At 43.9% G+C, this 14606-nt stretch carries 10 protein-coding genes and 1 pseudogene; 3 read left to right on the top strand and 8 right to left on the bottom strand.

The genetic code is table 11. The features are described 5' to 3' along the window. Positions 1-5 precede the first annotated feature (5 nt). From L0660_RS01850 to L0660_RS01830, 5 genes are all read right to left on the bottom strand, one after another. Entirely contained in the window at positions 6-482 is a 477-nt protein-coding gene (locus L0660_RS01850; protein ID WP_235157266.1) for a hypothetical protein, read from the bottom strand. Then, the gene (locus tag L0660_RS01845) at positions 469-786 is read right to left on the bottom strand and encodes a hypothetical protein (protein ID WP_235157264.1); all 318 of its coding nucleotides are present in this window, start codon (positions 784-786) and stop codon (positions 469-471) included. Before L0660_RS01845 ends, L0660_RS01850 begins: the two co-directional genes overlap by 14 nt. 2 nt (positions 787-788) lie before the next feature. Next, a complete protein-coding gene (locus L0660_RS01840) occupies positions 789-2258 on the bottom strand; it encodes a PKD domain-containing protein (protein WP_235157256.1) in 1470 nt (489 codons plus the stop codon). Positions 2259-2408: 150 nt separating this feature from the next. Beyond that, on the bottom strand, positions 2409-3134 hold the full coding sequence (locus tag L0660_RS01835; protein WP_235157255.1) for a LytTR family DNA-binding domain-containing protein: 726 nt from the start codon (positions 3132-3134) through the stop codon (positions 2409-2411). After that, positions 3134-4234, bottom strand: a complete 1101-nt coding sequence (locus tag L0660_RS01830; protein WP_235157251.1) for a sensor histidine kinase — start codon at positions 4232-4234, stop codon at positions 3134-3136. Before L0660_RS01830 ends, L0660_RS01835 begins: the two co-directional genes overlap by 1 nt. A gap of 299 nt (positions 4235-4533) precedes the next feature. Between L0660_RS01830 and ahcY the strand changes: the two genes are divergently transcribed. The 3 genes and pseudogenes from ahcY to L0660_RS01815 all read left to right on the top strand — a co-directional run. After that, positions 4534-5850, top strand: a complete 1317-nt coding sequence (gene ahcY / locus L0660_RS01825) for an adenosylhomocysteinase (protein WP_235157249.1) — start codon at positions 4534-4536, stop codon at positions 5848-5850. Between the two features lie 226 nt (positions 5851-6076). Continuing rightward, positions 6077-8140, top strand: a complete 2064-nt coding sequence (locus L0660_RS01820) for a T9SS type A sorting domain-containing protein (protein WP_235157247.1) — start codon at positions 6077-6079, stop codon at positions 8138-8140. A gap of 39 nt (positions 8141-8179) precedes the next feature. Then, positions 8180-8526, top strand: a pseudogene (locus L0660_RS01815) (adenosylhomocysteinase); the annotation flags it as partial. Between the two features lie 82 nt (positions 8527-8608). Here the strand turns inward: L0660_RS01815 and L0660_RS01810 are convergent. The 3 genes from L0660_RS01810 to L0660_RS01800 all read right to left on the bottom strand — a co-directional run bounded on the left by L0660_RS01810 (position 8609) and on the right by L0660_RS01800 (position 14546). After that, positions 8609-8983 carry a T9SS type A sorting domain-containing protein gene (locus L0660_RS01810; RefSeq protein WP_235157243.1) on the bottom strand — a complete coding sequence of 125 codons (375 nt, stop codon included), beginning with the start codon at positions 8981-8983 and terminating at the stop codon, positions 8609-8611. Between the two features lie 2 nt (positions 8984-8985). Continuing rightward, positions 8986-13524 carry a M4 family metallopeptidase gene (locus L0660_RS01805; RefSeq protein WP_235157242.1) on the bottom strand — a complete coding sequence of 1513 codons (4539 nt, stop codon included), beginning with the start codon at positions 13522-13524 and terminating at the stop codon, positions 8986-8988. Between the two features lie 155 nt (positions 13525-13679). Beyond that, entirely contained in the window at positions 13680-14546 is an 867-nt protein-coding gene (locus tag L0660_RS01800; protein ID WP_233795277.1) for a mechanosensitive ion channel family protein, read from the bottom strand. Between the last annotated feature and the right edge of the window lie 60 nt (positions 14547-14606).

Here is a 14606-nt window from a genome sequence, read left to right as displayed (position 1 = left end):
TTGCATTACCTGACTTTGAAAACGAGATGAATCAGGAGCAAGAAAAACCCTGCAATGGACAGATAGCCCCTGATCATGATGAATTTCAGCCATTCGGATCTTACAGTTTGAAATTCTGCTGTGCTCAGCGTATCGCTGTTAATCAATGCATTAACTGGTTCGCTAACTTTCACGATCAGCGCCATATCAGCCACTAACAGCAGGAAGGCCAGCAAAACGGGCGCATAGGAAAGGAATCCCGCACTATTATCACTCATCAGAAACCAGATGAACATAATCGCCAATGCCGAGAGATAAAGCACTTTGAATCTGCCCCTCACGATCGGATCGACGGCTTTGCGCAGCACTATAAAGTCCTCGGACGGGATGTTATACAATGCTTTGCCAAAACCAAAATGGTAAAATGCGCCTTGTGCAGCAATGAAAAAGTAAAGCACAATGCCAACGATCCGCACCACGGAAATTAACTCAATTGGTTTCATACAGTTTTTGAATTGAGGCTTTTGTCGTATCCCTTGACAGCTCCGCGGCAAGTTTTCTGTTCAAATATCTCCTAACCGAAAGTTTGGTAATATCCAGGTTTGCAGGTTCCGCGACTGTCGAAACAAGGCGATTGCTGTTTGCATAATACCGCACGATCGTGCCGGTTTTCCCGGGCTTGCTTTCGGTCACCCAAAAACCGGTTGCGGGATAAGGTTGCCGCAATGGTCTTTTTGGAGACTTCATCGTGTATTGCATGCCAGCGACCATGAGCATGGCCGCGAGCATTACATTGAGCGTCACCATTATTATTCTTTCAGGACCTTGCCTTCTACATTGTCCGCAAAAGTGTTCGCGGTCTCAATGTCTTCATTCACTTTGGCCTGATAGTTCACATAAACACCATATCCGCCGCTGCCCGAGATTTTCGAGTTTTTGATCTGGAAACTGGCTTGACTTCCGTAAACGGCAATGTTCACTTTCTTACCCGAAACCAGCGCTGTGCTGCCGCCGCCGGATATTTCAACATATTCGAATACATTCATTGCACTGGTCGAGAAGCATATCAGCCCTCTCCAGTAAGCAGGCTTGTTCTCGGCGCCTCTGATAATGATCTTCGAAGCCTGGGTTCCTTTTGCGTTGATATAACCGTTGTCAACGGACATTCTGGCGCCTGCTGACATTTCAATGATTACACCTGGCAATAATTTCCAGTTTGCATCCACCGTAAGGCTTTCCAGGACGCGGTAAGGTGTTTTGTCTTTGAAACCCTGCCAAACAATTTCCCCGGCAGAACTCTTGGGAAGCTGCGATGCAGATATTTCCACCACATTCCGTCCGTTTCCACCCGTAAAAACGGAGTTAGGATCCAGTTTCGCAACGTTTCTGGCAGTCAGCAAAATGCCTGCTTCCGTGTTGTCCTTGAACACATTGAAAGCAAATGCGGACAAAATAACAGCATCTTCAACCCACAAACCATAACCGTCATTCTTTTCAAAAAGGCAGTCTTTGATTGACAATTCTGCCTTGGAACTGCCCGTAACGGCCATACCAGCTTTAATTCCGCTGTAAAGCACCTTACTGCCCGCATGCAGCACATGCACATTTTCCAATGTATTGGCACTGCTTGCAGAACGGAAAATCACGCCAGCCCAAAAGCCCTTTTTTGCTTCCTGACCTATCAGGCGGATCGGTTTGTTAGGTTCACCGGATGCAAGCAATATCCCGCCTCTATCATTTACTTCGAAACGCGCGTCCCTTGCAAACGCAATGACCACGCCGGGTTTCACAGTCAGTTCGGCATTCACTGCAACATTGCCATTAGCAATGTAGTCGGGAAGATCAGGATTATCAATGCGGTCTTCCAATGTGGTTTTTGCATTAATGTTCGCATCCAGCACAATCGGCTGAATAGCAGCTGCTGTGATCAGGACTTTGTCTTTGCTTTCGCCGTTCGCGTTGCTGGTCGTCAGCTCAACTTCGTATTCACCGGGGAGGTCCGTTTTGAATGTTGGCTTACTAACCGTTGCTGAACTCAGCGCCACTGCGCTTCCGGCAGGTTTTTTGGTAAACGTCCACCGGAAATCGAATGGTTTGTTCTCGCTGTCGGTCGAAGCACTTCCGTCGAGGGTTACGATGTCACCGACCTTCACATTCTGGTCCGCACCGGCGCGGGCGGCAAGCGTGTTGCCTGGTTTTACGTCTTCATCTTCCTTACAGCTTGTTACGAAAAGGGCAAGCGAAAAGAGGGCAAGCAGAATTCTTTTACTTTTTAACATGGCTATTTTGAATTAACTGGACACTGATTTTCGCCATCGGCTCAATGGCGGTGCAATGGTAAGTCGAAATAGCGAAGTGAGAAATTACTGTCGATTAACAGCAGGTTTTATCGACAAAAGGCGTCAGTAGACGCTAATTTTTACCGTTTGCTAAAAAGTCAGCTTGAAGCGTCGCTGACAATCATTCCTGAAATTACGGCCGATGGGAAGTTCTTTCCCGGCAATTTCGATTTTGTGGGCATGGTAACTTTCCACTTTATCCACCGCCACAATAAACGACCGGTGAACGCGGATGAAGCTGTCTTCGGGGAGCAGCTCTTCCAGCAGGCTGATTTTTTGTTTTGTAATCAAAACTTTGTCTTTCAAAACCACCTTAATGTAATCACGAAGGCTTTCTACCCAAAGGATATCATTCACATTGACCTTCACCATTTTCCTATCCACTTTGAGATACAAAAAGACGTCCTGATTACTCACAGTGGCTTTTTGCGCGATAGAAACAGACTGATTGGTGACATTCAGGCTTGTGAAAACTTTGTCCATAGCCCTCAAAAATCGCTCGAAGGGGATAGGTTTCAGCAAATAATCGACTGCATTTAAATCGAAACCTTCCACAGCATAATCCTGGTAAGCCGTTGTAAAAACCACTTTTGGCGGCGTTTTGAGGCTTCTTAACAGTTCAGTCCCGGTTAACCCAGGCATTTTCACATCCAAAAACATCAGATCCACTTCCCGCTGCCGCAGCACCTGAAAAGCCTGAATGGCATCCTGGCATCGCGCAACGATCTCAATTTCGCTGAAATTCCGGAGATAGTTGTCCAGCACTTCAATGGCATGCGGCTCATCGTCGACCAAAATTGCTTTGATTTTAATCATCAGGCTATCTCCATTTTCTTATCCAATTCCAATTCCAGAATCACTGCGAAAACCTCATCTTCTTCCAGGATTTTGAGCTGATATGCAGACGGATACAAGATATCCAGGCGCTTCCGGACATTGGCTAAGCCGATGCTTGCATGATGGCTTCGGTTGTCTTTCAAATCTGGTCGTTCGGGTTTGCTGTTTGATATTTTAAATTTAAGAAAATTATTTTTGACCCGCAGATCCATATTAATCCACGCCTGCCCTACCTGCTCGCTGGCGCCATGTTTGAATGCATTTTCAACTAATGGAAGGATCAGGAGCGGCGCAATTTTGTATTCGCCGGAAAGACCATTAATGCTGAAATTAATGTCCAAGCGTTCTTCATAACGGATTTTTTCCAGCTCGATATAGCGCTCGACTATGCTTATATCACGCTCTAAATCAACGACATCCGTATTGGCCTCATAAAGCATATAACGCAATATTTCTGCCAGCCCAATAACTACCGAAGGGGATTGCGGTGATTGGTTCAATGTTAGTGCGTAGAGATTATTGAGTGTGTTAAACAGAAAATGCGGGTGTAACTGACCTTTCAAAAAGTTCAGCTCAGCCTCTATCGCCGCCTGTCTTCTTTCAAACCACATTTTAAAAAATTTAACCGATAAGGCGATCCACACAAAAATATTGGTCTGCTCGAATGCGCTGATCAGATACACCGGTTTCGAAAGCTGCTGCCAGAAATCCCCTTCCAGTTTTTTCCAGACAAATGTCGGGTCAGTTTTTATAACTGCGCCGTAAATGATGGGATCAGCAACAAAAATTTCCATTAACCGGAACGCCAGCGTGGATAGCAGCACGGCGGCAATGAGCAGGATAAAAAATTCGATCCGCTTTTTCCTGTTGAAAAATTTCGGGATTATAACATACCCGATCGAATAAAAATAGGCAATGTGTATAGGCAAAAACAAGGCAACAACCCCAATCGCAATCCAATAATCCGGCATTCCCGCGCCGTAAATCAGTGTCAGGACAACCAGGACGGCGATCCAGAATGCGGCATGCTGCAAAATCCTTAGTCGGGTCTGATGAGTAGGGTAAACGTTTGGGCGCATAGGCAAATATAAATAATTCAGCGCCTATTTTTCGAGCCTGAAAACATTGTCGACAAAGATCACCCTAAGATCGACAAACAGCATAAAAGCCATAGTTTCAGCCCTGTTAAGACAAAATATCTGCCAGGCATGTGGATTGAGCCGATACTCACTTACAAATTGAGCAATAGGGCACAATAGGAAGATAAAACATCCAAATTCACGCACAAAATCACAATTTGTATCTAAAATTCTTCCCGTCCGTGGTTTTTCTACTTAGTTTTGTATTAAAATAAAGATATTAACTAAACTGTCAAATAATGGCAACGTCAACAGAAACGTACATTCCTTATAAGGTAAAAGACATCACTTTGGCCGAATGGGGCCGTAAAGAAATTACACTTGCAGAAGCTGAAATGCCGGGTTTAATGGCAATCCGCGCTGAATACGGTCCATCACAGCCCCTTGCAGGTGCACGTGTTGCCGGTTGCTTGCACATGACCATCCAGACTGCGGTTTTGATCGAAACATTGACAGCATTAGGAGCTGAGGTTACCTGGTCTTCATGTAACATTTTCTCAACGCAGGATCACGCAGCAGCGGCAATCGCAGCAGCGGGCACCCCGGTTTACGCTTGGAAAGGCATGAACGAAGAGGAATTCAACTGGTGTATCGAGCAAACATTGTTCTTCGGTGAAGACCGCAAGCCATTGAATATGATCCTGGACGACGGCGGTGACCTTACGAACATGGTTTTCGACGAATATCCTGAATTGATCGAAGGCATCAAAGGACTTTCAGAAGAAACAACAACAGGCGTTCTTCGTTTGTATGACCGTTTGAAAAACGGAACGCTTCATTTGCCTGCAATCAATGTAAATGACTCGGTTACTAAATCTAAATTCGACAACAAATACGGCTGCCGCGAATCGCTTGTAGATTCGATCCGTCGCGCAACTGACTTGATGCTTGCTGGTAAAGTGGCAGTTGTAGCAGGTTACGGTGACGTTGGTAAAGGTTCAGCAGAATCACTTCGTGGCGCTGGCTGCCGTGTATTGGTTACTGAAATTGATCCAATTTGCGCGCTTCAGGCTGCAATGGACGGTTTTGAAGTGGTAACAATGGACGAAGCTGCAACGCGTGCAAACATTTTTGTAACAGCAACTGGAAACTACAAGATCATCACAGATCGTCACTTCCTGGCGATGCGCGACAAAGCCGTTGTTTGTAACATCGGTCACTTCGACAACGAAATCGACATGGCTTGGTTGAACTCCACTTATGGCGATTCAAAAGTGCAGATCAAACCACAGGTTGACATTTATTCGGTTGCCGGCAAAGACATTATCATTCTTGCAGAAGGCCGTTTGGTAAACTTGGGCTGCGCAATGGGTCACCCATCATTCGTAATGTCCTGCTCGTTCTCGAACCAGACATTGGCACAAATCGAACTTTGGACCAACACTGCAGCTTACGAGAAAAAAGTATACGTACTTCCAAAAGCACTCGACGAAAAAGTAGCAGCCTTCCACCTGGCGCACGTAGGCGCGAAACTGGAAACGCTGTCAGACGAGCAAGCGGCTTACATTGGTGTTAGCACCGAAGGGCCGTTCAAGTCGGAGACTTATCGCTATTGATAATAGCGTGACCCTCTGGGTCAGACGTTAATTAAAAGAGACTTCCTAAGTGACACTTGGGAAGTCTTTTTTGTGCGCTTGATATCTAATATATTTCTAAGTACTGCCTCTATGATTTTTTACCGATAAAAAAATCAAACCCACCTCGGACTCATTTGATTTCATAGAATGAACTATTGCGGTGCATATTGCTTGCATCACTTATAACATCGTAAATGGTCTCCCTATGCAAAAACTTTTAAAGTTCGCGTTTATCTTTATCATAATCATTTCTTTATCAGGTGGATCTATTGCATCAAAAACGCTCGTTAATTCCAATTTTAAGAGTAATGTTGGTGCGCCCACTGTTCAGTTTCTTTCTTACACTTCCGCAGTAAACGAAGGAGAGGCAAAAAATGTCGGAAACGTGACCAATCCCTGTTTGCCTTACGTGGATAAAATTGTGACAGTGACAATTAGTCAAGACCCCTCTCTTCCTGTAACAGTATCATTCAATCCTTCATCCGGAACTGCAACTGAGGGTTCCACAGGTGACTATACAATTATACCAAATAGCTTTAATCTGGAAGCTGGTAATCTATCTAAGGACGTTATTGTAAGAGTTTATAATGATGGATATGTTGAAGGAGACGAAACTATAAAATTAACTTATAATTTGGCTACTCTGGCAGGCGGTGATGCAGTCCACAATAATATCAAACAGCAACACACTATAACTATTGTCGACGATGATTTCCCACCATCATCCAATGGCTCTATTAACATTCTTTACAACGATTTTAACAGTAAATTTAATAAGTTACCTGGCTGGCAAGTTGTGGGAGGTGGTGGCTATCCGAAAACATGGGAAGTTATGGATTTTGGCCCTGGAAATGGACTCGATCCGAATGGAACACCCTATTTAGGAATCGACGGGTGGCAATCTGGTGGATATCTGGACAAGGTAATAGAAACACCAAGTTTTAATTCTTTAGGCATGTCATCTATTAATCTATCTTACCTAGAATACTTCGGAATTTTTCCAGGTGATTTTGACTCAAGAGCGATTATCGATGTTTGGGATGGCTCCGTGTGGCAAAATCTATTAACACAAAACACGGTAACAGGCAATAGCGGAAGCTTTAAAAACCCCTTTAAAAGAAGCATTTCAATTCCACTTGCCTATTCAAACATCGCAATGAAACTAAGATTCAGATATGTTGCAGGCGCTAAGCATGTGGAGAACGTTTGGCTCATTGACAATTTCAAAATTTCTGGTACTCATCATACCACTATCAAAAATGGTATATCTCTCGAACCTGCCCAACAATATCTTGGCCCGTTCGCAACAACTCATTTTTTTGATCCAGTTACCGGTGACCTTATTTTGAAAATCCAAAACTTTACTGCTCAGGACTATGGCTGCACCTGGGTGGAAGTGGACAGAGCCGGACAAGATGAAACGACCTGGTTCGGAGCTCACAAAATTACCAACAAGACATTCAAGGTAATACCCACCAACAATAACCCCAATGGTAAGTATGAAATAACGTTGTATTATAGGGCGTCAGAGCTTCCTAATTTTAATGGAGCTGCTATTAAATCCATGGGTAAAACTGAACCGGAAGTTCAGCAAGCGACTCTAGCCAATAGTATTTCAGAACCAGTACAGCTTTCTATGTTTAATAGCGATTTCGCCTATACTGCAACTTTTAACTCGGGATTTGGTGGCTTTGGGGTATCGGACGCACCAGCAGGTGACGCGCTACCTGTTACTTTATCCAAATTTGAAGGAAAATCCAGTGTTGAAGGAAATGTTCTGTTTTGGGAGACTGCATCAGAGGTTAATAGTGATTTTTTTATCGTTGAGCGTTCTATCGATGCAAAAGCGTTCTTCAATATAAAACAAATTCCTTGTGCTGGAACTTCTCAATTGGCTAATCGCTATGCCTTTACAGATTCCAATCTAAAAAATCAAGTGTATTATTACCGGCTAAGGCAAGTTGATCAAGACGGCACATTTGCATACAGCCGAATAATTAAGATTGATTCCCCTATCACTAGTCAGGTAAAGTTTTTTCCCAATCCAGTTCGATCTTGGCTAGACATTGAGTTGCAGGAAATGGATTCAGAATTATTTGATGTAAGTATTGTGAATGCTTCCGGGCAGGTAGTTTGGATTGGTGATAAAAACAAATGTCAAAATGGGAAATTAAGGTTGGATTTATCTAGACTGACCGATGGTATTTATCAAGTTGTCGTATCTGCAACCAACTATAGACAAATATTTAAGATTGCGAAGATTCAATGATCTGCTAGTTTTAAGTCTATTACTTAGAAACTCAGCGCTTCTGAAACGCAAATCAAACCATAGGTCGACATTTATTCGGTTGCCGGCAAAGACATTATCATTCTTGCAGAAGGCCGTTTGGTAAACCTGGGCTGTGCAATGGGTCACCCATCATTCGTACTGTCCTGCTCGTTCTCTAACCAGACGCTTGCACAGATCGAACTTTGGACAAACACTGCTGCATACGAGAAAAAAGTATACGTGCTTCCAAAAGCATTGGACGAAAAAGTAGCAGCCTTCCACTTAGCCCACGTAGGCGCGAAACTGGAAACGCTTTCAGACGAGCAGGCGGCATACATTGGTGTTAGCACTGAGGGCCGTTCAAGTCGGAGACTTATCGGTATTGATATTGGGTTTGGCCTTATGGTCAGACACTGTTAAAAGGACTTCCCAGGGTTATCTTGGGAAGTCCTTTTTTTGCGAAGATTATTAATTATTCAATTGCATTTCGCTTCCGACCGCCAGCTTTTGCGAATAATGCTCCTTGCCTTTCGTAAATTTTACAATGTAAATTCCAGCTTGCAGTCTGGATACATCAAGTTTCTCACCTGTCCATCGCTCCTGCTTTAAACAACTTATTCCAGCTTCATCAAATACTTCGACATTAAATCCTGCGAGAGGCCTTACTGATTTGAAGGATACAAAAGATGCCGTTGGGTTTGGATAAACGGTTATCGGGTTTGATGTTGTTTTTGCAGGATAAACTGTCAACCCATATTTGCTTCTGATAATTTTATCTTGGGCATGCGTTTCAACTGCGCAGAAAACCAATGATACTAAAGTATATAATATGATCCTTTTCATGTTCAAGGTTTTTTAGTGGTGTAAATATATTCATAGTCAAAGTTGATGCTAGACCCAACCCATCGGCCACCAAATGCACCAGAAAGCGGTATCTTTTCAATAAGGGGCATTTTAAGGCCCTGAGTGGCCGGCAGCCCATTATATAAGTACAGCCAAAATTGATAAGATGGCGTAGCAGCGTAATCATCGTCAAAGCCGTTGAGGTCAGTAATTTCAATATCAAAATTGTACATAGCCGTTTCCTCTGACAAATCACCATTAGCGCTTGATCCCGTCAGGTCTTCTGGAACAAATGGGATCCCTACACCATTTACATAGCCCGTCCACTGCCTGTAATAACCTTTGTTACTCGTAACGGTCACAGTATAGCTGTAGCTGTTAGGGGTAGCGGCTGTTTCACTGTCTGTAACGTCAACGGTGAAGCCCAGTACTGGCAGAAAGTTTTTGTCAGAATCCTGATCTGGATCATTCGGCTCTGGTTCCGCGTCAACTTCATTAGGATCATACTCCTTGATGTTTTCTCCATCCTCCTTTTCTTCTTTTGCATTTGCAGTTCTAAAATGTCCAAAAGTGTAAACTTGGGGAAAGTGGGTTGCCGTTGGGGTTTGGGTCATGGCTGGGGCATCCCAGGTGTAATCAGTGTTTACGTTCAGGTTTGAAAGTGTAATACTTGTGCCAAAAACGACTTGCTCAAATATCTTCTGGTTGCCTTTATACAATCGGAATAAATGCCCTGCCGGCGCCCATTGTTCATACCAGGAGAATTCAGCTTTATCGTTGTCGACAGTTTGGGCACCTTCTGATGGATATTTAAGATTTGTGGTTGGTGGTCTCAACCAGTAAAATGACATTGGTGAATATGGCCCGACAATCCAATCCCCGTTCTCATCTCTCGCTTTTGCCCTTACACGCCATTTGTGCCCACCCTTTGTGCCGACAGGATCACCACCGACCTCCCTTTGCATACTAATCTCAGAAGTGGAATTATAATTATCATGAACTTCATCCTCAACGAAATCCGAATAAACGTCAAACTCCTCCGCGCCTGTAACAGGCGACCATGAAAAGACTTCCATTGCTTTGTCATAATCGAAAACAGCATTATTGATCGGAGAAAGCAACTGAGGCGCAGGAATCAGCGCATAATCGACTACAAAAGTTGAAAAGTACTTTTTGCCAAATTCTTTCTCTGTAATAAATGGAAGCTTAATGTCAATGTGTGGTTCAAACGCCCAGGTGTATACTTTACCGTCTGAAATATCAGGGAGTTTCAGGTTATCATGGTCATACAGCACTTGCGGAATTGCCATATCGTCTTTTTTATCCTGGATATGATAGCGGTAACCACTTGCGCCAGGCGCTTCCTTGGCAGAAAGCAAAATGTCTTCTCCGAACGGGGCAACGTGTTCCTGGTCGGCTGGACCAGGAGGAACTAGCAACGGTGCTTCAGGCAGGCCAGTCTGGAAGGATATTGGATCAGTCCACGTGCCGAAAATGTCTGTATCAGTTAGCCCGGTTTGTACGAATTTCTTTAACCCTTTGTCCCAGGTAACACCCTCTTCTGATCCAAGCTTGTGTGTGGCAGTAATTTGCCAGCTATAATCACGTTCCTTGGCTAACGCCAGCTCCGTCGCTTCTGCCTCATCACTGGTCGCTTCAACCGGAATATCCTGGACGGGCACTTTGCCTGTTTGATCTGTTATCCTCATAACATAACCAGCCGCGCCAGGTGTCGCCTGCCACTCAAAGACACTTTTCCAGGCTGCAACTTTATCATATTCCAAAGGACTGATTGGATTAGTTGTGATCGGAGCAGCTGTTACTTGTAACACCGGGCTCCAATTGTTCACCATCTTTTCAAGGGCACGACATTCCAGATTTCCACCCAACGAGCTCGCACAACCCGGCCCGCCAGCGGCATAAAGCCTGGTTCTGACGTAGTATGTCCCTTCTTCTAAGAAAAACTTGGCAGTATTTGTACGCTTACCCGGGTCTTTTTCATCAATGTAAGGAAGCAACACCTCGGTTGTATGCTGAAAGGCGCGGTAAACCGGTGATACCAAATCGTTGAATGCTACATCTTTGGAAACTTCGAACAGGCGATATTCGATCTTGTCCGGGAAATATTCGTCTGAGCGAAATTGTGCATTAAATGGATCCACCACTTTAACTTCGTTACCATCCGCATCAACCGCCCATAATTTAGGTTGAGGAACAAATTCTTTGCCAATTACGCAGGTGAGTGCATCATTGCATTTCTTCCAGGTTCCTGATGTTTCCTTGTAGCCATGGAACAAAATTGAAGATTGAATAGCGGTGACTACATCGTCAAAAGTTGGGTTTGAGGGAAGAAAATATAGGAAAGCAGCAAACATGATCTTTTCCGGAACACCTTCTTCAAGCCCGGTAAAAACGCGGGTCTGACCCTTTTCATTAGCAAAGCCGCCCAACGGGGTCCCCTTGGAGATTAAATAATAAAATTGTGTCCAAACTCCCGCCATCTGATCAGGGTTTGCAACGTCCCAGTTTTTTCCGTTGTAAAAATTTAATTGCCCTTTTGCTTTTGGGTCGGAAAAACTGCGCAAGTAATTGCCGTCCGCAAATAGCTCTGACCCGATCGTCCACAACGCTTCGTCACCTTTCGATAATCGATATTCATTGCTGATTTCTAAGCCAAAAATGTCTATCAACGCCTTGCGAATGGCAATTGACTCTTTGGATTCGGGAAGCTGTATACTTTTTACCGTGTTATAAATTCCCGCGAAGTAATTTCCTGCAATTTGATCCAAGGTCATTTTTGCAGGATCTGAATCAGATTTGATTTGAGCAAGATATGCTCCTGGGATAAAGTCAGGACTCGGAGAGCCAATAAGGTGTTCAATAAATTTACTTGTGCCCTTAAGCCCTATAAAATTGAACTTTTTAGCAAAATGGTCCACACTTGCTCTTATACCATGATTGAGACTAACAATCGATTTAGACAGAGATACATTATTATCAATAGTATAAATGCCATCGTTATCCAGATCAATTGGATAATAGGGAGCGTTGGGACTTATTGGGTTAAAAATTTCCGTAAGTATTAAAACATCAACATCCTGACAATCTCCAATCCATTGGGCTTTTTTACCTTGGGGGTCATTGTCCAGACCTGTAACCTGTACGTTAATTGGGACTGATCCATTCCAACCTTGCGCAAGCGTCTTTGGACCTGAAACACAATTTGGATTAGCGAAACCCCATCCGTCGCCAATTCCAGCTGCCTTGAAAGCATTTTTAATTTGTTGGTAAACATGCGAGCCATCCCCATATCCCATTTCCTCTGCCACTTCCAGCATTTTGACGCGGACATCAGGGAATGTCGATGACCATGAGAGTTTCTCCGTAAATGTCTTAAAAGAGAGTTTTAATGACAGTTCATAAGTTGCCGCTGGATTGTTTGGAATAAGCGGCAATACAATGAAAGTTCCGTTTGCGGGGTTCTGATCAATATAACCTGTCTCCCCAACGTTCATCCGAAATAAGATCTTGCTGAGAACCATACCATTGCCATGTGAATCGAATCCAGGTTCATCTGGGTTTTTCCAAAACAATCCTTTGTAACACTCAGGCAATGACCAAAAATGAGGTGAAATTGAAAAATTTCTCTTGCTATCCAGCCCCATTTCTTGTATCAGAAATCCCCAGTCAGGATTTGCAAAACCTGCTCCTGGTGTGTTCTGAACGGCAAAATAGTTTTTCAGGGCACTACCAATTACGTCTGCAAAACCTTCCCCTAGCGAACTGCTTTCCTTGTTATACTGACCTGGTCCCCAAGCTGACAGCCAAATAAGGTGTGTAAGCTCGTGACCTATCACATCCCTGGTCAAACATGGATTGGATAATCCCTGCCCTACATTATAAGCAACTATGGCTGGGTCAAACTGAGTTACAGCTGTCGGCTGAGAGTTTGTAATGACGCTTGTAACCGTTTTTAAGCCACCAATATCGACTCCTTTCCAACCAAAAAGATCATATGTCATACGATGGAATTCCTGAGTATGAGCCAAAGCACTGATTCCATGTACCGTAGGATACGGATGTGTAAAGTCGGCTGATAAGGAATTTAAAAATTCCATTGTGTTGAATGGCCCATTTTGCCCCTTTGCACTTAAGGGCGATGCAAAAAGTAAGGCAACTTTATCCACGCCGTTAACCGGATCGATACCCTCACCGATAACTTCTGTATTACTATACAACCCTTTTAATTCATCCTTAAACGAGCATAGTGCAACCGAGGTTGATGTTGGATCATTTGGATCTCGCAGATATTTGGTCGCATACAAAGGGACCTTGTCATGATAGTAAGTTTTTCCAGCTGGAATTTTATAGTGCTGCGGAGCATACATTGTTCCAAACGGACCCGGCTTTTCATTAGGTAAATAATAGAGCTGCGAATAGCATAAGAAAGATAAAATGGACAAGGCCAGCGTTAACAAGGATTTTCGAAACAGGGCATGTCTCACTTTTTCCTTCCAAGTCATTGGATAGAATTCTTGCATAAAAAGTCGGGTTAAAATGTGCTAAATAAAAGATAGCTTGTGCTATCCTTTGTACTGAAATGCAAAGGATAGCACAAGCCATTTAAGAGCACGAATGCAATTAGCCTCCGGTGAATGTGAGCTATCCAGAGGGTGTAAGAAAATTACGGTTAACGCTAATCCTTCGTCAGCGAAGGCAACAGCTCCACCGGCCGCGCCGGCGTCGGGAACGCAATGTTATTTTCATCAAAAACCTTTTTAATGCCCTTCATAGCGACACTTTTTGCAGGACCAGGGCCGATTTTTGATTGGTCGATCCAAAACAGGATTTCAAAGTCGATGCTTTTTTCGCTGAACCGGATGAAGTTGAGTTCGACTGGCTTTTTTTTGTCTAAAAAAGGGAGGAGTTTGATGGCTGAGAGCGCGACATCTTCTACAACAAACAGGTCGTCTTTGTAGCTGATGCTGCATTCGAGCTGCACTCTGCGATCGCCTGAATTGGTAAAGTTTACAATGGGTTTTTGAAAAATATCCTTGCTTGGAAGTTCAACAAGCTGGCCGGCGAAATTATCCAGCTTAACAGACCGCAAACCTATGGAAAGCACTTTGCCCGTAAATCCATTGGTTTCAATAACGTCACCAACTTTGATAGGACGCTGAATGGCGATGAATGCGCCGGAAATAAAATTGGTGGTAAGATCCTGAAAAGCAAACCCAAGTGCCAGAGCAAGCACCCCCGCTCCTGCCAGCAACGACGTCACTGTTTTATCCAACCCCAAAACACCAAGTGCGAAAAACAAGCCAGTCATCACAATGGCAATACGCGTTATTGCAGAAATAAGACTTACCAGCGCGATATTTTGAGAAGCCCTGGCAAGGCCTTTTTCCATGAACCGACTTCCGTAACGCGCCAGGAAACGGAAAACGACTAGGATGAGGATCGCAATGACAAGGTTAGGAACAAACCGAATGCTCTCGTCAAACCATTTGTCCAGCTTCACGACAATGGGGTCCGTTATTTTTGAAATCTGCGCGAATAACATGGGTGCAATTTTCACGCAAATAACGCGAATAACAATCATCACGCAAAAGGGCCAGGAAAT

The organism is Dyadobacter sp. CY351 (assembly GCF_021502625.1).
GTDB classification, from domain to species: domain Bacteria; phylum Bacteroidota; class Bacteroidia; order Cytophagales; family Spirosomataceae; genus Dyadobacter; species Dyadobacter chenhuakuii.
Note: the sequence above shows the minus strand (reverse complement) of the source record. Positions and strands in the feature narration are given on the sequence as shown.